Annotated in this window: 24 protein-coding genes; 1 reads left to right on the top strand and 23 read right to left on the bottom strand. The window is 67.2% G+C overall.

Annotated elements, in window-relative coordinates; genetic code table 11:
* From rpsC to AB0K12_RS00945, 18 genes are all read right to left on the bottom strand, one after another.
* On the bottom strand, positions 1-843 hold the full coding sequence (gene rpsC, locus AB0K12_RS01030) for a 30S ribosomal protein S3 (RefSeq protein ID WP_355425609.1): 843 nt from the start codon (positions 841-843) through the stop codon (positions 1-3).
* Entirely contained in the window at positions 843-1,196 is a 354-nt protein-coding gene (gene rplV, locus AB0K12_RS01025) for a 50S ribosomal protein L22 (RefSeq protein WP_103960883.1), read from the bottom strand. The genes rpsC and rplV overlap by 1 nt, the downstream gene beginning before the upstream one ends.
* Before the next feature lie 24 nt (positions 1,197-1,220).
* Complete coding sequence (gene rpsS, locus AB0K12_RS01020; RefSeq protein WP_080043236.1) at positions 1,221-1,499, bottom strand: 30S ribosomal protein S19; 279 nt, start codon at positions 1,497-1,499, stop codon at positions 1,221-1,223.
* An 11-nt stretch (positions 1,500-1,510) separates the two neighbouring features.
* A complete protein-coding gene (rplB, locus tag AB0K12_RS01015) occupies positions 1,511-2,347 on the bottom strand; it encodes a 50S ribosomal protein L2 (protein WP_080043237.1) in 837 nt (278 codons plus the stop codon).
* A 106-nt stretch (positions 2,348-2,453) separates the two neighbouring features.
* The gene (rplW, locus tag AB0K12_RS01010; protein ID WP_080043238.1) at positions 2,454-2,756 is read right to left on the bottom strand and encodes a 50S ribosomal protein L23; all 303 of its coding nucleotides are present in this window, start codon (positions 2,754-2,756) and stop codon (positions 2,454-2,456) included.
* Complete coding sequence (gene rplD, locus AB0K12_RS01005) at positions 2,756-3,403, bottom strand: 50S ribosomal protein L4 (RefSeq protein WP_364554729.1); 648 nt, start codon at positions 3,401-3,403, stop codon at positions 2,756-2,758. Before rplD ends, rplW begins: the two co-directional genes overlap by 1 nt.
* A complete protein-coding gene (rplC, locus tag AB0K12_RS01000) occupies positions 3,400-4,053 on the bottom strand; it encodes a 50S ribosomal protein L3 (protein ID WP_345395635.1) in 654 nt (217 codons plus the stop codon). Before rplC ends, rplD begins: the two co-directional genes overlap by 4 nt.
* Positions 4,054-4,067: 14 nt before the next feature.
* Positions 4,068-4,376: a 30S ribosomal protein S10 gene (rpsJ, locus tag AB0K12_RS00995; RefSeq protein ID WP_012887830.1), complete on the bottom strand. Its 309-nt coding sequence runs from the start codon at positions 4,374-4,376 to the stop codon at positions 4,068-4,070.
* Between the two features lie 304 nt (positions 4,377-4,680).
* Positions 4,681-5,874 (bottom strand): elongation factor Tu, encoded by a 1,194-nt coding sequence (gene tuf / locus AB0K12_RS00990; RefSeq protein ID WP_355425621.1) that lies wholly within the window; start codon positions 5,872-5,874, stop codon positions 4,681-4,683.
* A 153-nt stretch (positions 5,875-6,027) separates the two neighbouring features.
* The gene (gene fusA, locus AB0K12_RS00985) at positions 6,028-8,127 is read right to left on the bottom strand and encodes an elongation factor G (protein ID WP_355425624.1); all 2,100 of its coding nucleotides are present in this window, start codon (positions 8,125-8,127) and stop codon (positions 6,028-6,030) included.
* Between the two features lie 33 nt (positions 8,128-8,160).
* Positions 8,161-8,631 (bottom strand): 30S ribosomal protein S7, encoded by a 471-nt coding sequence (gene rpsG / locus AB0K12_RS00980; RefSeq protein ID WP_020542314.1) that lies wholly within the window; start codon positions 8,629-8,631, stop codon positions 8,161-8,163.
* Between the two features lie 2 nt (positions 8,632-8,633).
* Positions 8,634-9,008: a 30S ribosomal protein S12 gene (gene rpsL / locus AB0K12_RS00975; protein ID WP_020542315.1), complete on the bottom strand. Its 375-nt coding sequence runs from the start codon at positions 9,006-9,008 to the stop codon at positions 8,634-8,636.
* Positions 9,009-9,517: 509 nt separating this feature from the next.
* Complete coding sequence (locus AB0K12_RS00970; protein WP_355425627.1) at positions 9,518-13,393, bottom strand: DNA-directed RNA polymerase subunit beta'; 3,876 nt, start codon at positions 13,391-13,393, stop codon at positions 9,518-9,520.
* A 16-nt stretch (positions 13,394-13,409) separates the two neighbouring features.
* The gene (gene rpoB / locus AB0K12_RS00965; protein ID WP_364554725.1) at positions 13,410-16,877 is read right to left on the bottom strand and encodes a DNA-directed RNA polymerase subunit beta; all 3,468 of its coding nucleotides are present in this window, start codon (positions 16,875-16,877) and stop codon (positions 13,410-13,412) included.
* A gap of 445 nt (positions 16,878-17,322) precedes the next feature.
* Positions 17,323-17,820, bottom strand: a complete 498-nt coding sequence (locus AB0K12_RS00960; protein WP_364554723.1) for a hypothetical protein — start codon at positions 17,818-17,820, stop codon at positions 17,323-17,325.
* Positions 17,817-18,317: a hypothetical protein gene (locus AB0K12_RS00955; RefSeq protein ID WP_364554721.1), complete on the bottom strand. Its 501-nt coding sequence runs from the start codon at positions 18,315-18,317 to the stop codon at positions 17,817-17,819. Before AB0K12_RS00955 ends, AB0K12_RS00960 begins: the two co-directional genes overlap by 4 nt.
* A 346-nt stretch (positions 18,318-18,663) precedes the next feature.
* Positions 18,664-19,665 (bottom strand): ABC transporter ATP-binding protein, encoded by a 1,002-nt coding sequence (locus AB0K12_RS00950; protein WP_364554719.1) that lies wholly within the window; start codon positions 19,663-19,665, stop codon positions 18,664-18,666.
* A gap of 116 nt (positions 19,666-19,781) precedes the next feature.
* Positions 19,782-20,384, bottom strand: coding sequence for a TetR family transcriptional regulator (locus tag AB0K12_RS00945; protein WP_364554718.1), 603 nt, complete (start codon positions 20,382-20,384; stop codon positions 19,782-19,784).
* 88 nt (positions 20,385-20,472) lie between these two features.
* Here AB0K12_RS00945 and AB0K12_RS00940 point away from each other — a divergent pair, with 88 nt between their 5' ends.
* Positions 20,473-20,862 carry a nuclear transport factor 2 family protein gene (locus AB0K12_RS00940; protein WP_364554716.1) on the top strand — a complete coding sequence of 130 codons (390 nt, stop codon included), beginning with the start codon at positions 20,473-20,475 and terminating at the stop codon, positions 20,860-20,862.
* A gap of 91 nt (positions 20,863-20,953) precedes the next feature.
* Here the strand turns inward: AB0K12_RS00940 and rplL are convergent, their stop codons facing one another.
* From rplL to rplK, 5 genes are all read right to left on the bottom strand, one after another.
* Complete coding sequence (gene rplL, locus AB0K12_RS00935; RefSeq protein WP_355429723.1) at positions 20,954-21,349, bottom strand: 50S ribosomal protein L7/L12; 396 nt, start codon at positions 21,347-21,349, stop codon at positions 20,954-20,956.
* Positions 21,350-21,421: 72 nt separating this feature from the next.
* Complete coding sequence (gene rplJ / locus AB0K12_RS00930; RefSeq protein WP_345395607.1) at positions 21,422-21,946, bottom strand: 50S ribosomal protein L10; 525 nt, start codon at positions 21,944-21,946, stop codon at positions 21,422-21,424.
* Between the two features lie 236 nt (positions 21,947-22,182).
* Positions 22,183-23,007, bottom strand: coding sequence for an LppX_LprAFG lipoprotein (locus AB0K12_RS00925; protein ID WP_364554714.1), 825 nt, complete (start codon positions 23,005-23,007; stop codon positions 22,183-22,185).
* A 768-nt stretch (positions 23,008-23,775) separates the two neighbouring features.
* Complete coding sequence (rplA, locus tag AB0K12_RS00920) at positions 23,776-24,495, bottom strand: 50S ribosomal protein L1 (protein ID WP_355429716.1); 720 nt, start codon at positions 24,493-24,495, stop codon at positions 23,776-23,778.
* A gap of 68 nt (positions 24,496-24,563) precedes the next feature.
* Positions 24,564-24,995 (bottom strand): 50S ribosomal protein L11, encoded by a 432-nt coding sequence (gene rplK, locus AB0K12_RS00915; protein WP_355429713.1) that lies wholly within the window; start codon positions 24,993-24,995, stop codon positions 24,564-24,566.
* Between the last annotated feature and the right edge of the window lie 53 nt (positions 24,996-25,048).

Below are 25,048 nucleotides of genomic sequence, written 5' to 3'. Positions count from 1 at the left end.
TCAGCTCCCTTCAGCACCCGGCTGAGCAGCCGGGCCGGTCTCAGGGGCGGCCTGCGCGGCCGCCTCGTTACGGGGGGCGCGGTCGCCGCGGCCGCCACCACGACGGGGGCGGTCACCGCCACCACGACGCGGACGGTCGCCGCCGCCACGCCGGTCGTCGCGGTCACGACGCTGGCCGGCACGAGCGCCGGCGGCGGCCGCCTCGCGCTCGGCGCGGCTGGTCGGAGCCTCGCCCTTGTAGATCCAGACCTTCACGCCGATGCGGCCGAAGGTCGTACGGGCCTCGTAGAAGCCGTAGTCGATGTCCGCGCGGAGCGTGTGCAGCGGCACGCGGCCCTCGCGGTAGAACTCCGACCTCGACATCTCGGCGCCGCCCAGACGACCGGAGCACTGGACACGGATGCCCTTGGCGCCGGACTTCATGGCCGACTGCATCGCCTTGCGCATGGCGCGGCGGAACGAGACACGGCTGGACAGCTGCTCGGCGACGCCCTGCGCGACGAGCTGCGCGTCGATCTCCGGGTTCTTGACCTCGAGGATGTTGAGCTGGACCTGCTTCTTGGTCAGCTTCTCCAGGTCGCCGCGGATGCGGTCGGCCTCGGCGCCACGGCGGCCGATCACGATGCCGGGACGCGCGGTGTGGATGTCCACCTGCACGCGGTCCGTGGTGCGCTCGATCTCGACCTTGGAGATGCCGGCCCGCTCCATGCCCTTCTGCAGCATGCGGCGGATCGCGACGTCCTCAGCGACGTACGACTTGTACAGCTTGTCGGCGTACCACCGGCTCTTGAAGTCGGTCGTGATGCCGAGGCGGAACCCGTGCGGGTTAACCTTCTGGCCCACTATCGGGTCCTTCCCTTCGGCTCGCGGGACTCCACGATCACAGTGATGTGGCTCGTCCGCTTGTTGATCCGATAGGCACGACCCTGTGCACGCGGGCGGAACCGCTTCAGCGTCGGGCCCTCGTCGACCCACGCGCGGCTCACGACGAGCGTGCTGGGGTCGAGATCGAAGTTGTGCTCAGCGTTCGCCATGGCGCTGCTGAGCACCTTGTAGATCGGCTCGCTCGCCGACTGGGGAGCGAACTGCAGCACGGCCTGCGCCTCCGAAGCGGGCAGCCCGCGAATAAGGTCCACCACGCGGCGGGCCTTGAGGGGCGTGACACGGACGAACCGCGCCTGAGCCCTGGCTTCCATCGCTTTCTCCTACTTCCGGGACGCTTACCGCCGGCTGCGGCGGTCTTCCTTGACGTGGCTGCGGAACGTCCGCGTCGGGGCGAACTCTCCGAGCTTGTGGCCGATCATGGACTCGGTGACGAACACCGGGACGTGCTTGCGGCCGTCGTGCACGGCGATCGTGTGCCCGAGCATGTCGGGAACGATCATGGAGCGCCGCGACCACGTCTTGATGACGTTCTTGGTGCCCTTCTCGTTCTGGGCGTCCACCTTCTTCTGAAGGTGTTCGTCCACGAAGGGACCCTTCTTAAGGCTACGTGGCATCTCGGCTGCTCCTACCGCTTCTTCCTCTTGCTCCGACGACGGATGATCAGCCGGTCGCTGGCCTTGTTGGCCTGGCGGGTGCGGCCCTCGGGCTTGCCCTTCGGGTTCACCGGGTGGCGACCACCGGAGGTCTTGCCCTCACCACCACCGTGCGGGTGATCGACGGGGTTCATCGCGACACCGCGAACGGTCGGGCGCTTGCCCTTCCACCGCATACGGCCGGCCTTGCCCCAGTTGATGTTGGCCTGCTCGGCGTTGCCGACCTGGCCGACGGTCGCCCGGCAGCGCACGTCGACCATGCGCATTTCACCGGACGGCATACGCAGGGTGGCGTACTGGCCTTCCTTGGCGAGCAGCTGGATCTGAGCGCCCGCGGAGCGGCCGAGCTTGGCGCCGCCGCCCGGACGGAGCTCCACCGCGTGGATGAAGGTACCCGTCGGGATGTTACGCAGCGGCAGGCAGTTGCCCGGCTTGATGTCGGCAGCGGGGCCGTTCTCGATTCGGTCGCCCTGCTTCAGGCCGGTCGGCGCGATGATGTAGCGCTTCTCGCCGTCGGCGTAGTGCAGCAGAGCGATGTTGGCGGTGCGGTTGGGGTCGTACTCGATGTGAGCGACCTTGGCCGGGATGCCGTCCTTGTCATGCCTACGGAAGTCGATGATCCGGTAGGCGCGCTTGTGACCGCCGCCCTGGTGGCGAGCGGTGACTCGGCCGTGTACGTTGCGGCCGCCCTTGCTGTGAAGGGGCGCAAGCAGCGACTTCTCAGGCGTGCTGCGGGTGATCTCGGAGAAGTCCGAGACACTCGACCCGCGGCGACCTGGGGTCGTCGGCTTGTACTTACGGATGCCCATCTTTTTCGTTCATCCTTCGTCGGTTACATGGGTGAGCCCGCCGCACCGGAGTGCGACGGTCTCACCCCGCGCGTGACCCTGCGGCCCGCGCTCATTCCTATGGCTGCTAGCCGATCTGACCGAAGATGTCGATCCGATCGCCCTCTACCAGGCTCACGATCGCGCGCTTGGTGTCGGGACGCTTGCCGTAGCCGGTACGGGTCCGCTTGCGCTTGCCCTGCCGGTTGATGGTGTTCACGCTGGTGACCTTGACCCCGAAGATCTGCTCAACGGCGATCTTGACCTGGGTCTTGTTCGCGGTCTTCTTCACCAGGAACGTGTACTTGTTGTTCTCATCGATCAGGCCGTAGCTCTTCTCAGAGACCACCGGCTTGATGATGATGTCGCGCGGGTCGGCGATCTTCTCCATCAGGCGTCTTCCTTCCCGCCACTCAGCCGCGCCACGACCTGGTCGTACGCCTCCTGGGTGAAGACCACGTCGTCGGCCACGAGCACGTCGTAGGTGTTGAGCTGCCCGGCGTCCAGCAGGTGGACCTCCGGAGCGTTGCGCAGGCTCAGCCAGCTCAGCTCGTCGTCCGCGTCGACCACGACGAGGACGCGCGGAGCCTGGGTGATCTTGCGCAGAGCCTCCAGGGCGGCCTTGGTCTTGGGCGTCTCACCCGAGACCAGCGAGCTCACCACGTGGACGCGACCGCCGCCGGCCCGGTCGGACAGGGCGCCGCGCAGGGCGGCGGCCTTCATCTTCTTGGGCGTGCGCTGCGAGTAGTCGCGCGGCACGGGGCCGTGGACGGTGCCACCGCCGGCGAACTGCGGCGCACGGGTCGAGCCCTGACGGGCGCGGCCGGTGCCCTTCTGGCGGTACGGCTTCTTGCCGCCGCCGGAGACCTCACCACGGGTCTTGGCCTTGTGGGTGCCCTGCCGGCGAGCGGCGAGCTGGGCCACGACCACCTGGTGGATCAGAGGTACGTTGACCTTCGCGCCGAAGACGTCTTCGGGCAGGTCGACGGTGCCGGTCTTCGCGCCGCTGGCGTCGAGGACGTCGATAGTGGTGCTCACTTGGATGCCCCCTTCTTGGCAGCGGTGCGGACGAGGACCAGGCTGCCGTTGGCGCCGGGGATCGCACCCTTGATCAGGATGAGACCGTTCTCGGCGTCGACGGAATGAACCTTCAGGCTCTGCACGGTGGTGCGGACGTTACCCATCCGACCGGCCATGCGCAGACCCTTGAAAACGCGGCCCGGGGTGGCGCAGCCACCGATGGAACCCGGCGAGCGGTGCTTGCGCTGCGTACCGTGCGACGCGCCCAGACCACCGAAGCCGTGCCGCTTCATGACACCGGCGAAGCCCTTGCCCTTGCTCTTGCCCGTCACGTCGACGAACTGGCCGGCCTCGAAAGTGTCGGCCAGCAGCTCCTGGCCCAGGGTGTAGTCGCTCGCGTCGTCGGTGCGGATCTCCGCGAAGTAACGGCGCGGGGTGATGTCGTGCTTACGCAGGTAGTCGCCGAGCGGCTTGTTGACCTTCCGGGGGTCGACCTGCCCGAAGCCGAGCTGTACGGCGGAGTAGCCGTCCTTCTCAGGAGTGCGGACGCGGGTCACCACGCACGGACCGGCCTCGACCACGGTCACCGGCACCATCCGGTTGTCCGCGTCGAAGACCTGGGTCATGCCGAGCTTCTTGCCCAGGACGCCCTTGATCGTCTTAGCCATGTCAGTGCGTTCCCTCAGAGCTTGATCGAAATGTCGACACCCGCGGGGAGGTCGAGCCGCATGAGCGAGTCGACCGTCTTGGGGGTCGGGTCGATGATGTCAATCAGCCGCTTGTGCGTGCGCATCTCGAAGTGCTCGCGGCTGTCCTTGTACTTGTGCGGCGAGCGGATGACGCAGTACACGTTCTTCTCGGTCGGCAGCGGCACCGGGCCCGCGACCTTCGCGCCAGTCCGCGTCACCGTCTCGACGATCTTCTTGGCCGAGCTGTCGATGACCTCGTGGTCATAGGCCTTAAGCCGGATGCGGATCTTCTGTCCCGCCATAGTGGCCTCGGTGTCCTTCGCTGTCGTCTGAAAAAGTATCGTGCGGCCTGTTGCCGCTGTTCGTGCAGGTCGAAGCCTGCGTAACCCCACGAGGCAGACGTAGTCGATCTGCCTTTTCTTCCGTGATCCGGCAGTGACTTCGGTCACGTGATGCTCGCCGGCCGAAGCCACTGCTGGATCACGGCGCCTTGCATGGGGCCTTTCGCCGCCGGCCCCCGCCCGCCTTCGCGGGCGGATTCCGGCTGTGACGTGGTACGGCGGTCGGTCCCGGAGCCCGGGGCCGACCGCCGCCCCGACGGTCTGGCTACTTGATGATCTTCGTGACCCGACCGGCGCCGACGGTGCGGCCACCCTCACGGATCGCGAACTTGAGGCCTTCCTCCATGGCGATGGGCTGGATCAGCTCAACGCGCATCTCGGTGTTGTCGCCCGGCATGACCATCTCGGTGCCCTCGGGGAGGTTCACCACACCGGTCACGTCCGTCGTACGGAAGTAGAACTGCGGGCGGTAGTTGTTGAAGAACGGCGTGTGGCGGCCGCCCTCGTCCTTGGACAGGATGTAGACCTGGCCGGTGAACTCGGTGTGCGGGGTGGTCGTGCCCGGCTTGATGATGCACTGGCCGCGCTCGACCTCGTCGCGCTTGATGCCGCGGAGCAGCAGGGCGGCGTTGTCACCCGCGTGACCCTCGTCGAGCATCTTGTTGAACATCTCGATGCTGGTGACGGTGGTCGTGGTCTTCTCCGGCTTGATGCCGATGATGTCGACCTGCTCGTTGACCTTGACGACACCGCGCTCGATACGGCCGGTGACGACCGTACCGCGACCGGTGATCGAGAAGACGTCCTCGACCGGCATGAGGAACGGCTTGTCCGTCTCACGCGGCGGCTCGGGGACGTTCTCGTCCACGGCGTTCATGAGCTCGATGATGCTGTCGGCCCACTTCTCGTCACCCTCGAGAGCCTTGAGGGCGGAGACGCGGACGACGGGCAGGTCGTCGCCGGGGAACTCCTGAGCGGACAGGAGCTCACGGACCTCGAGCTCGACGAGCTCCAGGATCTCCTCGTCGTCGACCATGTCGGCCTTGTTGAGGGCCACGACGATGTAGGGGACGCCGACCTGGCGGGCCAGGAGGACGTGCTCCTTCGTCTGCGGCATCGGGCCGTCGGTGGCGGCGACCACGAGGATGGCGCCGTCCATCTGAGCGGCACCGGTGATCATGTTCTTCACGTAGTCGGCGTGACCAGGGCAGTCGACGTGCGCGTAGTGGCGCTTCTCGGTCTGGTACTCGACGTGCGCGATGGAGATCGTGATGCCGCGGGCCTTCTCCTCCGGCGCCTTGTCGATCTTGTCGAACGGCGTGGCGGCGTTGAGGTCAGGGTAACGGTCGTGGAGCACCTTGGTGATCGCCGCGGTCAGCGTGGTCTTGCCGTGGTCGATGTGCCCAATGGTGCCGATGTTCATGTGCGGCTTGTTCCGCTCGAACTTGGCCTTGCCCACTGGTTCTCTCCTTAGAGAATCTGACTGACTTTCGTCTACACACTCGGGCCCGGGAGATTCCGAACCCCTTGGCGGTGCGGCGGCCGCTGTGGCCACCGCACCAGGGACCAGGACGTGAGCCCGGTCCGTCCGCTCGCGCGGCCGGACCGGAAACTACTCGCCCCGGGCCTTCGCGACGATCTCCTTGGCGATGCCCGGAGGCACCTCCGCGTAGGAGTCGAACAGCATGCTGTAGCTCGCGCGCCCCTGCGTCTTGCTACGCAGGTCACCCACGTAGCCGAACATCTCAGACAGCGGCACGAGCGCCTGGACGACACGGGCGCCGGCCCGCTCGTCCATCGACTGGATCTGCCCGCGGCGACCGTTGAGGTCACCGATGACATCACCCATGTAGTCCTCGGGGGTGGTCACCTCGACGGCCATCATCGGCTCGAGGAGCACGGCGTCCGCCTTGCGCGCGGCCTCCTTGAAGGCCATCGAGCCGGCGATCTTGAACGCCATTTCCGAGGAGTCAACGTCGTGGGCCGCACCGTCGGTCAGCGTCACCTTCACGCCCACCATCGGGTAACCGGCCAGCACGCCGAACTCGGCGGCCTCCTGGGCGCCGGCGTCGACCGACGGGATGTACTCCCTCGGGACGCGGCCACCGGTGACCTTGTTCTCGAACTCGTAGCCGTCGTTGCCTTCGCCCAGCGGCTCGAGGTCGATGATCACCCGCGCGAACTGACCGGAACCACCGGTCTGCTTCTTGTGGGTGTAGTCGATCTTCTCCACCTTGCGGCGGATGGTCTCGCGGTAGGCCACCTGCGGGCGGCCCACGTTGGCCTCGACCTTGAACTCGCGACGCATCCGGTCGACGAGGATCTCGAGGTGAAGCTCGCCCATGCCCCAGATGACCGTCTGACCGGTCTCCTCGTCACGGCGGACCTGGAAGGACGGGTCCTCCTCGGCCAGCCGCTGGATGGCGGTGGACAGCTTCTCCTGGTCGCCCTTGGTCTTGGGCTCGATGGCGACGTTGATGACCGGAGCCGGGAACGTCATCGACTCGAGCACGACCTGGTTCGACGGGTCGGACAGGGTGTCGCCGGTCGTGGTGTCCTTGAGACCCATGACCGCGACGATCTGGCCGGCGATCGCCGACGGGCGCTCCTCACGCTTGTTCGCGTGCATCTGGTAGATCTTGCCGATCCGCTCCTTCTTGCCCTTCACAGAGTTGACGACCTGTGAACCGGCCTCGAGCGTGCCCGAGTAGATGCGGATGTAGGTGATCTTGCCCAGGTGCGGGTCACTCGCGATCTTGAACGCCAGCGCCGAGAAGGGCTCGGTGGGGTCGGCGTGCCGCTCGATGACCTTCTCCTCGTTGCCGACCGCGTGACCCTTGAAGGACGGGATGTCGGTCGGGGCGGGGAGGTAGGCGACGATCGCGTCGAGCAGGGGCTGCACGCCCTTGTTCTTGAACGCGGTGCCGCACAGGACCGGGTTGATGGCGCTCGACAGGGTCGCCCGGCGGATGGCCGCGACCAGCTGCTCCTCGGTGGGCTCGGTGCCCTCGAGGTAGAGCTCCATCAGCTCGTCGTCGTTCTCGGCGACGGTCTCGATGAGCCGGTCACGCCACTCGCGGGCGGCGTCGGCGTGGTCGGCCGGGATGTCGACGGTGTCGTACATCTCGCCCTTGGCCGCCTCGGCGCTCCAGACGAGACCCTTCATCTTGATCAGGTCGATGACGCCCTTGAAGTCGGCCTCGACACCCAGCGGAAGCTGGATGACGGCCGGCGTGGCGCCGAGACGGCTGATCATCATGTCGACGCAGCGGTGGAACTCCGCGCCGACCCGGTCCATCTTGTTCACGAAGCAGATGCGCGGGACGTTGTAGCGGTCAGCCTGCCGCCACACCGTCTCCGACTGGGGCTCGACACCCGCGACACCGTCGAAGACGGCGACGGCCCCGTCGAGGACGCGGAGCGAACGCTCCACCTCGATGGTGAAGTCGACGTGGCCGGGAGTGTCGATGATGTTGATGGTGTGACCGAGCCACTCGCACGTCGTCGCGGCAGACGTGATGGTGATGCCGCGCTCCTGCTCCTGCTCCATCCAGTCCATCGTGGCAGCGCCCTCGTGGACCTCACCGATCTTGTAGTTGATACCGGTGTAGAACAGGATGCGCTCGGTCGTGGTGGTCTTGCCCGCGTCGATATGGGCCATGATCCCGATGTTGCGGACCTTGGCCAGGTCAAGAGCGGTCGTGGTGGCCACTTCTCTCGCGTCCTCGTCGTCTCGTCGGATCCACTACCAGCGGTAGTGGGCGAAGGCCTTGTTGGACTCGGCCATCTTGTGGGTGTCCTCGCGCTTCTTCACGCTCGCCCCGAGGCCGTTGCTGGCGTCGAGGAGCTCGTTCATGAGGCGCTCGGTCATGGTCTTCTCGCGGCGGGCGCGGGAGTACTGCACCAGCCAGCGCAGGGCCAGGGTGGTGCTGCGCGCGGCGCGCACCTCGACCGGCACCTGGTAGGTCGCGCCACCGACGCGACGGCTGCGGACCTCGAGGGTCGGCTTGACGTTGTCAAGCGCGCGCTTCAGGGTGACGACCGGGTCGTTGCCCGTCTTCTCCCTGCAGCCCTCAAGGGCGCCGTAGACGATCGACTGCGCGATGGAGCGCTTGCCGTCCAGAAGCACCTTGTTGATCAGGGCGGTCACCAGCGGCGAGCTGTAAACCGGGTCAGCCATCAGCTGACGACGGCCAGGAGAACCCTTACGCGGCATTGTTAGCTCTTCTCCTTCTTCGCGCCGTAGCGGCTACGGGCCTGCTTGCGGTTGCGGACACCCTGGGTGTCGAGCGAACCGCGGATGATCTTGTAGCGAACACCAGGCAGGTCCTTCACACGACCGCCACGCACGAGCACGATGGAGTGCTCCTGCAGGTTGTGGCCCACACCGGGGATGTAAGCCGTGACCTCGATGCCGTTCGTGAGCCGAACGCGGGCCACCTTGCGCAGTGCCGAGTTGGGCTTCTTCGGGGTGGTGGTGTAGACGCGCTGGCACACGCCGCGCCGCTGCGGACTCCCCTTGAGGGCAGGAGTCTTGGTCTTGGAGACCTTGTCCTGCCGGCCCTTGCGGACCAACTGCTGAATAGTGGGCACTGCCACTCCGTTTCGTGCCTTGGCCGGTGTTACGTCATAGGTCTTGCGTCGCAGGTACTGCCGGTGTCATGACCTGCTGGTTTTTCTTGTCTCGGTGCCCCCGCGCTCGGGCGTGTCGCGCTATTCGCACAGACACGTCCGCGAGGATTACGAGCCAGGAAGCCGTCCCGCGCCCGCAATGAGCGCACGGTCGAGAGCCCGTTAGAAGACGGGCACGATGCTCAAGACTACCCAGGCCCTGGCGACACGTCAAAACGGCGCGGCAATGCGGGCAAGCCTTGCCACTCCGGGTCGCCTGGGCCTATCTCATCCAGCCCATCCACAGCTCCGGACCAATGATATAGGCCCCCGGGGTGTCCCGTCCCCAAGTCAGCGAACCGCCACCTGACCGTAACCGTGTTTTGTCCCACTCCACGCCGGATGACTACGTACGCGCCTGTGAGCGGGCCGGAAAAGGGACGCGCCCGGGTCCCTCGCCGAGGGACCCGGGCGCGCCGCCCTGAGCCGTCTTACCGGTTGTACTGGCCGAAGTCGTACTCCTCCAGCGGCACGGCCTCGCCGCTGCCGGTGCCGAAGGTGTAGTCGGCCGCGGAGCCGTCGTAGCCACCGACGGTGTACATCGCCGCCTTGGCCTCCTCGGTCGGCTCGACCCGGATGTTGCGGTATTGGGGCATGCCCGTACCGGCCGGGATGAGCTTACCGATGATGACGTTCTCCTTCAGGCCCAGCAGCGAGTCGGACTTGGCGTGGATCGCCGCGTCCGTCAGCACCCTGGTCGTCTCCTGGAAGGAGGCCGCCGACAGCCACGACTCGGTGGCCAGCGACGCCTTCGTGATGCCCATCAGCACCGGACGGCCGGCGGCCGGCGAGCCGCCCTCCGCCACCGTCTCGCGGTTCATCTGCTCGAAGCGCGGACGCTCCACGAGCTCGCCGGGCAGCAGGTCGGTGTCACCGGACTCCAGCACGTTCACGCGCTTGAGCATCTGCCGCACGATGATCTCGATGTGCTTGTCATGGATCGACACACCCTGCGAGCGGTAGACCTGCTGGACCTCCGCCACCAGGTGCAGCTGCACGGCCCGCGGGCCGAGGATGCGCAGCACCTCGTTGGGGTTGACCGCACCGGCCACCAGCTGCTGGCCGACCGTGACGCGCTGCCCCTCCTGCACGAGCAGGCGCGAACGCATCGAGACCGGGTAGGCGATCTCCTCCGACCCGTCGTCAGGGGTGATCACGATCTTCCTGGTCTTGTCGGTCTCGTCGATCCTGACCCGGCCCTCGGCCTCGGAGATCGGGGCGACACCCTTGGGGATGCGCGCCTCGAACAGCTCTGTGACACGCGGCAGACCGTGCGTGATGTCGGCGCCCGCCACACCACCGGTGTGGAAGGTCCGCATCGTCAGCTGCGTGCCGGGCTCACCGATCGACTGGGCGGCGATGATGCCGACGGCCTCGCCGACGTCCACGAGCTTGCCGGTGGCCAGCGAGCGGCCGTAGCAGGTCGCGCAGACACCGATCTTGGCCTCGCAGACGAGCGCGCTGCGGGTGCGGACGGTCTCGACGCCCGCCTCCACCAGCTTCGTCACGTGGATGTCGTTGATGTCGACGCCCGCCGGGACGATGACCTTGCCGTCGACCTCGACGTCCTCGGCCAGGATGCGGCCGTGCACGTTGGACTCGGCGTTCTCCGCCTTCACCAGGTTGCCCGAGGCGTCGCGGTCGGCCACGTGGAGCGGGACCGCGCGGTCGGTGCCGCAGTCGATCTCGCGCACGATGACGTCCTGGGCGACGTCGACCAGACGACGGGTCAGGTAACCCGAGTCGGCGGTACGCAGGGCGGTGTCGGCCAGACCCTTCCGCTGACCGTGGGTGGAGATGAAGTACTCCAGCACCGACAGGCCCTCGCGGAACGAGGCCTTGATCGGCCGCGGGATCGTCTCACCCTTGGTGTTGGACACCAGACCGCGGATGCCGGCGATCTGCCGGACCTGCATCTTGTTACCACGGGCGCCGGAGTTGACCATCATCCAGACCGGGTTGGTCGCCGGGAAGGCGTTGACCATGTCGGTCTCGACGTCGGCCGTGGCGTGGGTCCAGATCTCGATGAGCTCCTGACGGCGCTCCTCGTCGGTGATCAGACCACGCTCGTACTCGCGCTGGACCTTGTCGGCCCGGCGCTCGTAGTTCTCCATGATGTCGGTCTTGTTCGGGGGCGCGACGACGTCCTCGATCGAGATCGTGACACCGGAGCGGGTCGCCCAGCGGAAACCGGCGTCCTTGAGCGCGTCGAGCGAGTTGGCGACCTCGATCTTCGGGTAGGTCTCCGCCAGCTCGTTCACGATCGTCGACAGCTGCTTCTTGCCGACCTGGAAGTCGACGAAGGGGTAGCTGTCCGGCAGCGTCTGGTTGAACAGGCACCGCCCGAACGTGGTCTCGAGCCGGATGGGGTCACCCTGCTCCCAGCCCTCGGGGGCCACCCAGTCACGCGGCGGCAGGACGTCCTTGAGCCGGATCTGGATCTTCGCCTGGATCTCCAGCTCGCGGCGGTCGAAGGCCATCTGCGCCTCGGCGATCGAGCCGAACACGCGGCCCTCACCCTTGGCGCCCTCCTTCATGGTGGTCAGCCAGTAGAGGCCGATCACCATGTCCTGGGTCGGCATGGTGACGGGCTTGCCGTCGGCCGGCTTGAGGATGTTGTTGGTCGAGAGCATCAGGATGCGTGCCTCGGCCTGTGCCTCAGCCGACAGCGGCAGGTGCACCGCCATCTGGTCGCCGTCGAAGTCCGCGTTGAACGCGGTGCAGACGAGCGGGTGGATCTGGATGGCCTTGCCCTCCACGAGCTGCGGCTCGAACGCCTGGATGCCCAGGCGGTGGAGCGTCGGCGCGCGGTTGAGCAGGACCGGGTGCTCGGTGATGACCTCTTCGAGCACGTCCCACACCACGGGGCGGGCGCGCTCGACCATCCGCTTGGCCGACTTGATGTTCTGGGCGTGGTTGAGATCGACCAGCCTCTTCATCACGAACGGCTTGAACAGCTCCAGCGCCATCTGCTTGGGCAGGCCGCACTGGTGCAGCTTGAGCTGCGGGCCGACGACGATGACCGAACGGCCGGAGTAGTCGACGCGCTTGCCCAGAAGGTTCTGGCGGAAGCGACCCTGCTTACCCTTCAGCATGTCGCTGAGGGACTTCAGCGGCCTGTTGCCGGGACCGGTGACCGGGCGACCGCGACGGCCGTTGTCGAACAGCGCGTCGACGGCCTCCTGCAGCATCCGCTTCTCGTTGTTCACGATGATCTCGGGCGCACCGAGGTCGAGCAGACGCTTGAGGCGGTTGTTCCGGTTGATGACCCGGCGGTAGAGGTCGTTGAGGTCGGAGGTCGCGAACCGGCCACCGTCGAGCTGCACCATCGGGCGCAGGTCCGGCGGGATGACCGGGATGCAGTCGAGCACCATGCCGCGCGGCGAGTTGGTCGTGTTGAGGAACGCCGACACGACCTTGAGCCGCTTGAGCGCCCGGGCCTTCTTCTGGCCCTTGCCGCTGCGGATGGTCTCGCGCAGGTTCTCGGCCTCGGCGTCGAGGTCGAAGCTGATCAGGCGGTCCTGGATCGCCTGCGCGCCCATGCCGCCCTTGAAGTAGCGGCCGAAGCGGTCACGCATCTCGCGGTAGAGCAGCTCGTCGCCCTCGAGGTCCTGGACCTTGAGGTTCTTGAAGCGGCTCCAGACCTCGTCGAGGCGGTCGAGCTCGCGCTGCGCGCGGTCGCGCAGCTGACGCATCTCGCGCTCGGCGCCCTCACGCACCTTGCGGCGCTGGTCGCCCTTGGCGCCGGCGGCCTCGAGCTCGGCCAGGTCGGACTCGAGCTTCTTCTGCCTGGCCTCGATGTCGGCGTCACGGCGCTGCTCGATGTGCTGCCGCTCGACGGAGATCTTCGCCTCCAGCGAGGGCAGGTCACGCTCACGCAGCTCGGTGTCGACATGCGTGATCATGTACGCCGCGAAGTAGATGACCTTCTCCAGGTCCTTCGGGGCGAGGTCGAGCAGGTAGCCGAGGCGCGACGGGACGCCCTTGAAGTACCAGATGTGCGTGACCGGCGCGGCCAGCTCGATGTGGCCCATCCGCTCACGGCGCACCTTGGCGCGCGTCACCTCGACGCCACAGCGCTCACAGATGATGCCCTTGAACCGGACTCGCTTGTACTTGCCGCAGTAGCACTCCCAGTCGCGGGTCGGACCGAAGATCTTCTCGCAGAAGAGCCCGTCCTTCTCCGGCTTGAGGGTGCGGTAGTTGATCGTCTCCGGCTTCTTGACCTCGCCGTGCGACCACTGACGGATGTCGTCGGCCGTCGCCAGCCCGATCCGAAGCTCGTCGAAGAAGTTGACGTCCAGCATTTGTGCGATCTCCCCCTCAGACTTCTTCCACGCTGCTCGGCTCACGCCGGGACAGATCGATACCGAGCTCCTCCGCTGCGCGGAAGACGTCCTCGTCGGTGTCGCGCATCTCGATGGACATGCCGTCGCTGGAGAGCACCTCGACGTTGAGGCACAGCGACTGCATCTCCTTGATGAGCACCTTGAACGACTCGGGGATGCCCGGCTCGGGGATGTTCTCGCCCTTGACGATGGCCTCGTAGACCTTCACCCGGCCGAGAACGTCGTCGGACTTGATGGTCAGCAGCTCCTGCAGCGCGTACGCGGCGCCGTAGGCCTCCAGGGCCCACACCTCCATCTCGCCGAACCGCTGGCCGCCGAACTGGGCCTTACCGCCCAGCGGCTGCTGCGTGATCATCGAGTAGGGGCCGGTGGACCGCGCGTGGATCTTGTCGTCCACCAGGTGGAGCAGCTTCAGGATGTAGATGTAGCCCACCGCGATCGGGTAGGGGAACGGCTCGCCGGAACGCCCGTCGAACAGCTGCGCCTTACCGGTCGCCTGCACCATCCGGTCACCGTCGCGGTTGGGGATGGTGCTGTCGAGCAGGCCGACGATCTCCTCCTCGTGGGCGCCGTCGAAGACCGGCGTCGCCATGTTGGTGCGCGGGGCCACCTTGTCGAAGCCCTTCTCGCGCAGCCGCTCGGCCCACGCCTCTTGGACACCGGAGATGTCCCAGCCGCGGGCGGCGATCCACCCGAGGTGGGTCTCCAGGACCTGGCCGACGTTCATCCGGCCGGGCACGCCCAGCGGGTTGAGGATGATGTCGACCGGCGTGCCGTCCTCGAGGAACGGCATGTCCTCCACGGGCAGGATCTTGGAGATGACGCCCTTGTTGCCGTGCCGGCCGGCCAGCTTGTCGCCGTCGGTGATCTTCCGCTTCTGGGCCACGTAGACGCGGACCAGCTCGTTGACACCCGGAGGCAGCTCGTCGCCCTCCTCGCGGGAGAACACGCGCACCGCGATGACCTTGCCCTGCTCGCCGTGCGGCACCTTCAGCGAGGTGTCGCGCACTTCGCGGGCCTTCTCACCGAAGATCGCGCGCAGCAGCCGCTCCTCCGGAGTCAGCTCGGTCTCACCCTTGGGCGTGACCTTGCCGACCAGGATGTCACCGGGGACGACCTCGGCGCCGATGCGGATGATGCCGCGCTCGTCGAGGTCGGCGAGCACCTCCTCGGACACGTTCGGAATGTCGCGGGTGATCTCCTCGGGGCCCAGCTTGGTGTCGCGGGCGTCGACCTCGTGCTCCTCGATGTGGATCGAGGAGAGCACGTCGTCCTGCACCAGGCGCTGGGACAGGATGATCGCGTCCTCGTAGTTGTGGCCCTCCCACGGCATGAACGCCACCAGGAGGTTCTTGCCCAGCGCCATCTCGCCGTTGTCGGTGCAGGGACCATCGGCGATGACCTGGTTGACCTCGACCCTGTCGCCCTCGGCGACGATGGGCTTCTGGTTGAAGCTGGTGCCCTGGTTGGAGCGCTTGAACTTCGCCACGCGGTACGTCGTCCGCGTGCCGTCGTCGTTCATGACCGTGATGTAGTCGGCCGAGACCTCCTCGACCACACCGGCCTTCTCCGCGCTGATGACGTCGCCGGCGTCGGTCGCGGCACGGTATTCCATGCCGGTGCCGACCAGCGGCGCCTCGCTCTTGAGCAGCGGCACCGACTGGCGCTGCATGTTGGAGCCCATGAGCGCGCGGTTGGCGTCGTCGTGCTCGAGGAACGGGATCATCGCGGTGGCCACCGACACCATCTGGCGCGGCGACACGTCGATGTAGTCGACCTCCTCGGCACGCGCGAGCTCGGTCTCACCACCCTTGGTGCGGACCAGGACGCGGGCCTCGGCGAACGAGCCGTCGGGGTTGAGCGCCGTGTTGGCCTGCGCCTTGACGTAGCGGTCTTCCTCGTCGGCGGTGAGGTAGTCGATCTGGTCGGTCACCTTGCCGTCGACGACCTTGCGGTAAGGCGTCTCGACGAAGCCGAAGGCGTTGATCCGGCCGTAGGAGGCAAGCGAGCCGATCAGGCCGATGTTGGGGCCTTCAGGGGTCTCGATCGGGCACATCCGGCCGTAGTGGGACGGGTGCACGTCACGGACCTCGAACCCGGCCCGCTCACGCGACAGACCACCGGGACCCAGCGCGGACAGACGCCGCTTGTGCGTCAGGCCGGCCAGCGGGTTGGTCTGGTCCATGAACTGCGACAGCTGCGAGGTGCCGAAGAACTCCTTGATCGAGGCCACCACGGGGCGGATGTTGATCAGGGTCTGCGGCGTGATCGCCTCGACGTCCTGCGTGGTCATGCGCTCGCGGACGACGCGCTCCATGCGGGCCAGGCCCAGGCGGACCTGGTTCTGGATGAGCTCGCCGACGCTGCGCAGACGACGGTTGCCGAAGTGGTCGATGTCGTCGACCTCGACGATGACCTCGCCGTTGGCGCCCGGCATGGACTCCTCGCCGGCGTGCAGGCGCACGATGTACTCGATCGTGGCGACGATGTCGTCCTCGGTCAGCGTGCCCAGCGTGATGTCGGCGTCGACGCCCAGCTTCTTGTTGATCTTGTAGCGGCCGACCTTCGCGAGGTCGTAGCGCTTGGGGTTGAAGTAGAGGTTCTCCAGCAGGGTCTGCGCCGACTCCTTGGTCGGCGGCTCACCGGGCCGCAGCTTGCGGTAGATGTCGAGCAGGGCGTCGTCCTGGCCGGCCGTGTGGTCCTTCTCCAGGGTGGCCCGCATCGACTCGTACTGGCCGAAGCGCTCGAGAATCTGTTCGTTGGTCCATCCCAGTGCCTTGAGAAGCACGGTGACGGCCTGCTTGCGCTTACGGTCGATGCGCACACCGACGCTGTCGCGCTTGTCGATCTCGAACTCGAGCCAGGCACCCCGCGACGGGATGACCTTGCAGCCGTAGAGGTCCTTGTCGGATGTCTTGTCGACACTGCGTTCGAAGTAGACGCCGGGCGAGCGGACCAGCTGCGAGACCACGACTCGTTCGGTGCCGTTGATGATGAAGGTGCCCTTGGGCGTCATGAGCGGGAAGTCGCCCATGAACACCGTCTGGCTCTTGATCTCACCGGTGGTGTTATTGATGAACTCCGCCGTCACGAACATCGGGGCGGAGAAGGTCATGTCCTTCTCTTTGCACTCATCTACGGAGTACTTCGGCGGCTCGAACCGGTGATCCCGGAACGACAAGGACATGGTCCCCGAGAAGTCCTCGATAGGACTGATCTCTTCGAAGATCTCTTCGAGACCCGACTGGGTCGGGACGTCCCTGCGCCCGGCCTGGCGAGCCGCCTCTACCCGGGCCTTCCACTTCTCGTTTCCGAGCAGCCAGTCGAAAGACTCGGTCTGCAGAGCGAGAAGGTCAGGAACTTCGAGAGGCTCCTGGATGCGCGCAAAAGAGACGCGACGGGGACCAGCGGGTACGGCGGAGGCGTTGCGCGAGGCTGCCAACAGATGTCCTTCCGAGGGCTCGCGGCGGACTGACTACACGCACGCCAGACAACCTCGCAACGTGAGCAAGCATCGCGGGTCGTCAAAGGGCAGCGCAAAGGGGCAGTGTAGCCGAACGGCACACGCCTGTCCACTTCGCCCTCGCTGCATGCTCCACGTTGGTCGCAGCATCGCCCGTTCAGGCGGATACGTCAAGCCCACAAGCCCGACTTTTAGCCGACTCAGGGCCCGGACGCTGGGTTTTCTCCCCTGTGTGACTGATCGCCTACCGCCAGGCCCAAGACGATACCCGCGAACGGGGGCGGTTAACGCTCCGTCACACCGGGGTGCGAACCCATGCCGACAACCGGTGTTGCGATGACCTAGGTACCCCTGCAGAAGGCTGCACCAAACCTGAATTTTGGTAACAATTGAAGGTAGCGGCGCGCCCGTGATCTCCAGGGCCTCACGCGGTGCCCAGCAGCGTGGACAGGCCCGCCACCAGCCAGCGCGAATCTTGCCGGACCATGACGAACCTTGCCCGGTTCTGGGTGAACTCTTGCTGGAGTCCTTCTTTACCGGGGACCTCCTTGACCGTACCAGTGTTCACGAACAGCAGAACCTCTACCTTGTCGGGCTTGGCGCGCTCGACCCCGGCCGCCGCCACTGCCACGCTCTGGACGATCTTCTGCTCCTTCGCCCGCGACACGAGAGTCCTGGTCAGCTCCTTGTAGTGCTCGGTCAGCTCCCCCGTCGTGAACGTGCCGGCCCGCGCCAGGTCCTCCTCGATCGTGCGGTAGTCGTACGAGAGCAGATCGGGCGCGAGCCTCTTGGCCTCGGCCACCGCCGCCCTGGCCGCCGCCTCGGCCTCGCGCAGGTCGCGCAGGTTGAACCACATGGTCGGCACGAGCACCGAGCCCACCGCCACGAGCAGGCTCAGCAGCACGATCGCGAAGATCCTCACGGCACCTGCACCACCTTCGACACCAGCCACTGCCCGCCGCTCTTGGTCAGGTCCATCTGCCAGCGGTAATAGCGCTCCTGAGGCGCGCTGCGCGACCCCTCCCAGCGGATCTCCACATCCGCGACGACCAGCACCCGCGCCGTGGTGGCGGTCGTCGAGACCAGGCCGGTCGCGCGGAGCACGCCGTGCTGGACGACCTTGTTCTCGAGCGTGGTGTTCCTCAGCTTGCCGAGGTTGGCCTCGTACTCCTGCTTCGCCGCCCCCGTCGAGGTGTCGAGTATGCGGCGTACATCGGTGTCGACGCTCTTGTGGTCGAGCGACATCAGGTTCTTCGCGTGCTCGCCCGCCGCCGCCAGCGCCGCCCGCCTGTCGCCCGCCCTGCCCTGCTCGTCGCGCGCCTGGGCGGCGATCCACACGCCCGTGCCCACCAGGACCGCCAGGACCCCGCTGAGCGCCGCCAGGAGGATGCGGGCGGGCCGAGCACCGAGTCCTGCCACCTGTGCTCACTCCCCTCCCGGCCGGCCGCTGCCGGATCATAACGCGACACCCGCCGCCTAAGCCCCCTAATCGACAGAGGCGGTCTGGGACGGCAGGGAGGCCCGCTCTCAGGCAGGAAACGGGCACAGAGCGCACTTGCCCCACCATTCATGACTAAGCCCCGCAAATGCCTCCAGAGGGCCCTGAGAGCGCCCTGGAAGCGCATCGAGGGCCGGGAGGGGTGGCGAAGACCGCGAGGGAACCTGGAGGCCAGGTGACGCCGTGCAGGGTCGCCTGCGCCGCTCGGTGCGCCGGCGGTCGGGTGATGCCGCAGAGGTGCGCCTGCGCCGCTTGGCGTGCCGGCGGTCAGGTGACGTCGTGGAGGTGCGCCTGGAGCAGGCGGCGGTACTCCCGGAGCCAGTTACGGCCCTGATCGTCCACGAACGACCCCTCGGGCGGGGTCACCCCGTTGGCCGCCAGCCACTCGCCGGGCGGCCGCTGCGTACGGCGGATGCGCCCGCCGGACGGCATGAGCTGCGGCGGGATCGGCGGCAGGACACCGGGATCGTGCCCCATCCGCGCCTCGGCCTCCAGCTCGGAGACGTCCTTCTCCTCGGACATGCCGATGGGCCCGTGCCTCCTGGCGTTCATGAACTGCCGCACCACCGGCTCGTCGCTGGACAGCAGCATCTCCCGCGGCCCGAACATCACCAGCTCCCGCCGGAACAGCAGCCCGATGTCGTCGGGCACCGTACGGGCGGTGTTGATGTCGTGCGTGACGATCAGGAACGTCGCCTCGATGTCGGCGTTGATGTCCACGATGAGCTGGTTGAGAAACGCCGTACGGACGGGGTCGAGCCCCGAGTCCGGCTCGTCGAACAGGATGATCTCCGGCTCCAGCACCAGCGCCCTGGCCAGGCCCGCCCGCTTGCGCATGCCGCCGGAGATCTCCCCCGGCAGCTTCGACTCGGCGCCCAGCAGGCCGACGAGGTCGATCTTCTCCATGACGATCTGGCGGATCTGCGTCTCGCTCTTCCGCGTGTGCTCGCGCAGCGGGAAGGCGATGTTGTCGTAGAGGTTGAGCGAGCCGAACAGGGCGCCGTCCTGGAAGAGCACGCCGAAGAGCCGGCGCAGCTCGTAGAGCGTGTTCTCTTTACAGGTGGCCAGGTCGTGGCCGTCGATCCAGATGTGGCCGCGGTCGGGGCGCAGCAGGCCGACCAGCGTCTTGAGGAAGACCGACTTGCCGGTGCCGGAAGGGCCGAGCAGGACGGAGATCTCGCCCGCGGGCAGCGTGAGCGAGACGTCCTCCCAGATGACCTGCCGTCCGAACGACTTCGTCAGCCCGTCCACCACGACTTCGACGCCCACCTGGTCACCTTCCGGTCGCAGGATGTGCTCGGGACGTGACGCGCCCGCGCCACCGCCTTCACGGTAACGGCGGGCCGCCTGACGAGAACCTGTTCCAGCAGCTTGTTACCGGGCGGTTATCGCGGGTCCTGCCCGGTGAGCGCGCGCAGGCTCGGGCGCAGCAGCCGGGCGATCTCCTCCTCGGGCACGTCGCGCAGCTCGTCCAGCTCCAGGAGCTGGTGGCCGACCGTGACGCCCAGCAGGACCAGCGTCATCAGCGCCGCACGCAGCCGCGCGTCCTCGCCCGGGAGGGCCTCCGCGACCCGGTCGATCTGCTCCCCCAGCGCCCGGCGCGCCGAGACCGCGGCCTCGGGATGGGTGAGCATCGAACGCAGCATCGCCAGCCGGCTCTGCGACAGCTCCCCCAGCTTCATGGGCAACGAGCCCAGCAGCCGCTCCACGACCTCCTCGACGGCCGCCTGAGCGTCGCCAGGATCCGGCCCTCCAGCCTGCCCGCCACCTGGGGCCGACGTCACCTCCACGGCCCGCTGGAACAGCTCCTGCTTACTGCCGAAGTACTGCATCACCAACGCGGGATCCACCTCCGCCGCCTTGGCCACGGCCCTGATGGTGGCGCGTTCGTACCCCATGTCGGCGAAAAGGGACCGCGCGGCGTCGAGAATCCGCGCCTCGGTCCTGCGCCGCCGCTCGGCGCGCGGAAGCGCCGTCTCCTCACCCACGCCCCGACTCTACATGCGTTGACCGAACCTCCATCTTCGCTCTACGCTCGTTGAGTCAACGACCGTTGAGCGAATGGGTGATCGCCCCATGTCCGTCGAAGAGATCGTCACCGCCTACCACGCGGCCATGCTGCACAAGTCCCCCGACGAGCTGGCCGACCTGTACGCCGAGGACGGCCTGCACGAGTTCCCCTTCGGCGCGGCGCCGCCGTTCCAGGGCAGGGAGGAGGTCCGTCGGGGCTACCACGCGATGTGGGACGCCACGCCGTTCGAGATCGACGAGGTATGCCGGGTCGCCGTGCATCGCACCGAGGACCCGCAGGTGGTCGTCGTGGAGCAGACCGTCCACGGCACGGTCGCCGGCCGCCACCTGACCGTCCCGAGCCTCCTCGTCCTGCGCGTCGGGGACGGCGGCATCGTCCACACCAGGGACTACATGGACACCAGCGCCATCGCCCGGATCCACGAAGCGGCCTGACCGGCTCCGGAAACGCGAAAAGAGGCGGCACACCCGGCACCAGGGTGTGTCCGCCTCTTCTCGTTGAGCTGTGCGTGAAGCGAAGGGAAAGTTACTTCACGGTCACGGTGGCGCCGGCGCCCTCGAGGGCAGCCTTGGCCTTCTCCGCCTGCTCCTTGTTGACCTTGCCGTCGAAGACCGGCTTCGGAGCGCCGTCGACCAGGTCCTTGGCCTCCTTGAGGCCCAGGGACGTCAGGGCGCGGATCTCCTTGATGACCTGGATCTTCTTGTCGCCGGCAGCCTCGAGGATGACGTCGAACTCGTCCTGCTCCTCGGCCGCGGGGGCCTCGCCACCGGCAGCGCCGGCAGCCGGGGCGGCGGCGACCGCGACCGGGGCGGCGGCCTTGACGTCGAAGGTCTCCTCGAAGACCTTCACGAACTCGGACAGCTCGAGGAGGGTCATCTCCTTGAAAGCGTCGAGCAGCTCGTCGGTGCTGAGCTTCGCCATGATGGTTTCCTTACGTTAGGACTTGCTAGAAAACTGGGAACGGGACCGCGGTGTGCTGCGGCAACCCCCGTGCTACTCGCCCGCCTCGTCGCGCTTGGCGCGCAGGGCCTCGGCCAGCTGGGCCATCTGCGTGGGCAGAGCGGCGAACATCGCGGCCGCGGCGCTCTGCTTGGCCTTCATGGCACCGGCAAGCTTCGCGAGGAGAACCTCGCGGGACTCGAGGTCGGCAAGCTTGGTGATCTCGGCGGCGTCGAGTGCCTTGCCCTCGAGGACGCCACCCTTGATCACCAGGAGGGGATTGGCCTTGGCGAAGTCACGCAGACCCTTGGCCGCCTCGACAACGTCGCCGTTGACGAACGCGATCGCGGTCGGACCGGTGAGCAGGCTGTCGAGGCCCGCGACGCCGGCCTCGTTGGCCGCGATCTTGGTCAGGGTGTTCTTCGCCACGGCGAACTTCGCATTCTCACCGAGAGCAGTGCGCAGCTCCTTGAGCTGAGCGACGGTGAGACCGCGGTACTCGGTCAGAACGGCGGCGGCGCTGCCTTCGAACTCGCTCTTGAGCTCGGCAACCGCTGTCGCCTTATCCGCCCTCGCCATGGGCCTCCTTCCAGATGTGCCACCGGCGAAGGCCCCCGACATGAGAACAGCCCCGGGCGCAGGGCGCACGGGGCTCACGCACACGGAATGACCATGTGGGAAACTCGCATCACACCTGCGCGGGCCGTCCACATGACGTGGATCCTTCGGTCGCCAGATTTAGAGCACCTGACGACGACCGGCGGTCTTCGGCAACGACCAGCGTACGTGCTGGCCGCCGAGTTTCCAAATCGTTCTCAGTTGGTGGTGCCCTTCGGCAGCTCACCGACCTGGTCGGCGGGCGGGGCCTGGATGCTGACCGGCTCGTTGAAGCCCTTGAAGAACAGGGTGGCGTCGAGCGTGGCGCCGTCCTTGGAGCCGTTCAGGGCGATCTTGCGGGGCAGGCCGTCGGCCGCCACCCAGATGTCGAACTTGATGTCCTTCAGCTCGGCCAGGCCGTCACGGGCCTGCTCCTGCTTGTCGGCCGGCAGCTGCTGCACGGCGGCCTCCACCGGGAAGGTGCCGCTGTAGTGGGTGGTGTCCTCGCCGTTGACGGTCTCGTTGCCGGCGGCCTTGACGTCCTGCGAGGCCGTGATCAGCTTGGTCATGTTGCCGAGGTCGAACTGCTGCACCTGGGTGAGCACCTCGTTCACCTCGCCAGAGCCGCCGCCGGCGTCCTTGAGCGAGACCTTGATCCACGGCTTGGTCGCGCCCAGGAGCTCCTTGAGCGCCTCGACCTTGACGTAGACGGTGTCGCCCTGCAGCACGGCGCGGACACCGCCCGGCACGCTGCGCTGCCCCATGTCCACCGTGTCCAGGGTGAGGTCGGCCGCGAGCTGCGGCTTGCTCTGGTAGAGCATGCGGCCCTGCACCTTGCCGCTGCCCTCCTGGGGATGCGTCAGGTTCACCACGGCGTCGACCGTGTAGCTCGTGACCTCTGCGGTCTTCTGCGCGGCCTGGGTGAGCACCTCGGAGGCGGCCAGGTTGACCTGGATGGGCTGGGCGTTCGATCCACAACCGGCGACCGCGGCCACGACTAGTGCGGCTCCGGCCGCGGTCATACTTATCGTGCGCTTCAGCATGTCTTTGACCCTACGTTTACTTTTCCTGCTGTGGCGGCTTCCCCCAACAAATAGGGGAAAACCCAGGGTTATCCCTCACACGCCCTGCACACTTCCCACACACCATGAAAACCCCCAGCTCATCTGACTTCCTTCCCCACAGAAAAACCCCAAGCACGCCGCCGACGCTCGCCGAGCGACGCGGAAGCGCAGCGCAGCGCAGGCATGAGGTGGCTCGGGTGAGGACTGCCAGAACCCTGCTCAACAGGCCGGGGCGGGCAGGAGAACGTCAGCGCCCCCACAAGGGGCCTGGGGTGGGTGATGACGGCGCCCCGCCCGAGAGCTCGGGTGCGGGTCCTGGAAGAGGCACGAGAGCTCAGCGCCCCCTGCGCGAGAGGACGAGCGCGAACACGGCGCTCCCACCGAAAGCTCGGATGCGGCCACCTCAGAAGCACGAGGCCCAACGGCCCTGCGCTAGAGGCTTGGGGGAGAGAGGCGGCGCCCCGCGGAAAAGATCGGGTGGAGGCGCGGGCAGGAGCGCGGAGGCTCAGAGGCGCGGGCAGGAGCGCGGAGGCTCAGCTGGCCGGCTCAGGCCGGCTCAGGCCGGCTCAGCTGGAGAATCACAGCGACCCCGTGCAGGAAACGCGGGGGTGATATCGAAGCGTCTCCGTGCTGGAGGCGCTGGCGCGAGAACCGCAGCGTCTCCGTGCTGGAGGCGCTGGCGTGGAAACGACGGCGCCCCCGCCCGAGACGAGCTCGGGCGGGGGCGTCGCTGTGAAGCGTTGAGGGTCAGCTCTCCAGGTCGGCCGTGAGGCCGCGGGTGAGGTTGGGGTCGACCGGGACGCCCGGGCCCATCGTGGTGGAGAAGGTGACCTTCTTCAGGTAACGGCCCTTAGCCGCCGACGGCTTGAGACGCAGCACCTCGTCGAGAGCGGCGGCGTAGTTCTCGATGAGCTGGCGCTCGCCGAACGACGTCTTGCCGATGATGAAGTGCAGGTTGGCCTGCCGGTCGGTGCGGAACTCGATCTTGCCGCCCTTGATCTCCGTCACGGCCTTGGCGACGTCGGGCGTCACGGTGCCGGTCTTGGGGTTGGGCATGAGACCGCGCGGGCCGAGAACGCGGCCGAGGCGGCCGACCTTGCCCATGAGGTCGGGCGTGGCCACCACGGCGTCGAACTCGTTGAGCCGGTTGCCCTTGGAGATCTCGTCGATCAGTTCGTCGGCGCCGACGATGTCGGCACCCGCCTCGCGGGCCGCCTCGGCACGGTCACCGGTCGCGAAGACCAGGACCCGGGCGGTCTTACCGGTGCCGTGCGGGAGGTTGACCGTGCCGCGCACGATCTGGTCGGCCTTGCGAGGGTCGACGCCCAGCCGGAGAGCGACCTCGACGGTGGCGTCGAACTTGGTGGTCGACGTCTCCTTGGCCAGCTTCGCGGCCTCGACGGGCGTGTAGAGCTTGTCGCGGTCGATTTTGGCTGCCGCGTCCTTGTGCGCCTTGCTGCGCTGCATTCTGTACTCCTAGTGGTGTCCGGGCCGACGGTCAGGACGGCCCTCCCACGACTTCTTGCGGGAAGGTCTTACTCGGCGATCGTGATGCCCATCGACCGGGCGGTGCCGGCGATGATCTTCTCGGCCGCCTCGATGTCGTTGGCGTTGAGGTCGGGCATCTTCGTCTCGGCGATGCTGCGCAGCTGCTCGCGGCTGAGCTTGCCCACCTTGTCGCGGTGCGGGACGGCGCTGCCCTTGTCGAGGCCGAGCGCCTTCTTGATCAGCTCGGGGGCCGGCGGCGTCTTCGTGATGAAGCTGAAGCTGCGGTCCTCGAAGATGGTGATCTCAACGGGGATGATGTTGCCCCGCTGCGACTCCGTGGCAGCGTTGTACTGCTTGACGAAGTCCATGATGTTGACGCCGTGGGGACCGAGGGCGGTACCCACCGGCGGCGCCGGGGTGGCCTGGCCAGCGGGGAGCTGGACCTTCACCAGTGCGGCGATTTTCTTCTTCGGAGGCATGTGTCCTTCTCCGGGTCCTGATTGCGATGCGGTCAGAGCCGCGGTTGCGCCCC

The organism is Nonomuraea sp. NPDC049419 (assembly GCF_040676995.1).
GTDB classification, from domain to species: domain Bacteria; phylum Actinomycetota; class Actinomycetes; order Streptosporangiales; family Streptosporangiaceae; genus Nonomuraea; species Nonomuraea salmonea.
The sequence above is the reverse complement of the archived record's forward strand: the minus strand, read 5'-3'. Positions and strand labels throughout refer to the sequence as shown.

Excerpts from the sequence above, each read along its gene's own strand:
- rplB (WP_080043237.1), bottom strand. The coding sequence starts at position 2,347 with ATGGGCATCCGTAAGTACAAGCCGACGACCCCAGGTCGCCGCGGGTCG.
- rplK (WP_355429713.1), bottom strand. The coding sequence starts at position 24,995 with ATGCCTCCGAAGAAGAAAATCGCCGCACTGGTGAAGGTCCAGCTCCCC.
- rplJ (WP_345395607.1), bottom strand. The coding sequence starts at position 21,946 with ATGGCGAGGGCGGATAAGGCGACAGCGGTTGCCGAGCTCAAGAGCGAG.
- rplV (WP_103960883.1), bottom strand. The coding sequence starts at position 1,196 with ATGGAAGCCAGGGCTCAGGCGCGGTTCGTCCGTGTCACGCCCCTCAAG.
- rpsG (WP_020542314.1), bottom strand. The coding sequence starts at position 8,631 with ATGCCGCGTAAGGGTTCTCCTGGCCGTCGTCAGCTGATGGCTGACCCG.
- AB0K12_RS00970 (WP_355425627.1), bottom strand. The coding sequence starts at position 13,393 with ATGCTGGACGTCAACTTCTTCGACGAGCTTCGGATCGGGCTGGCGACG.
- rplL (WP_355429723.1), bottom strand. The coding sequence starts at position 21,349 with ATGGCGAAGCTCAGCACCGACGAGCTGCTCGACGCTTTCAAGGAGATG.
- rplC (WP_345395635.1), bottom strand. The coding sequence starts at position 4,053 with ATGGCTAAGACGATCAAGGGCGTCCTGGGCAAGAAGCTCGGCATGACC.
- rpsS (WP_080043236.1), bottom strand. The coding sequence starts at position 1,499 with ATGCCACGTAGCCTTAAGAAGGGTCCCTTCGTGGACGAACACCTTCAG.
- rplA (WP_355429716.1), bottom strand. The coding sequence starts at position 24,495 with ATGCAGCGCAGCAAGGCGCACAAGGACGCGGCAGCCAAAATCGACCGC.
- rplW (WP_080043238.1), bottom strand. The coding sequence starts at position 2,756 with ATGGAGAAGATCGCCGACCCGCGCGACATCATCATCAAGCCGGTGGTC.
- AB0K12_RS00940 (WP_364554716.1), top strand. The coding sequence starts at position 20,473 with ATGTCCGTCGAAGAGATCGTCACCGCCTACCACGCGGCCATGCTGCAC.
- AB0K12_RS00925 (WP_364554714.1), bottom strand. The coding sequence starts at position 23,007 with ATGCTGAAGCGCACGATAAGTATGACCGCGGCCGGAGCCGCACTAGTC.
- rpsJ (WP_012887830.1), bottom strand. The coding sequence starts at position 4,376 with ATGGCGGGACAGAAGATCCGCATCCGGCTTAAGGCCTATGACCACGAG.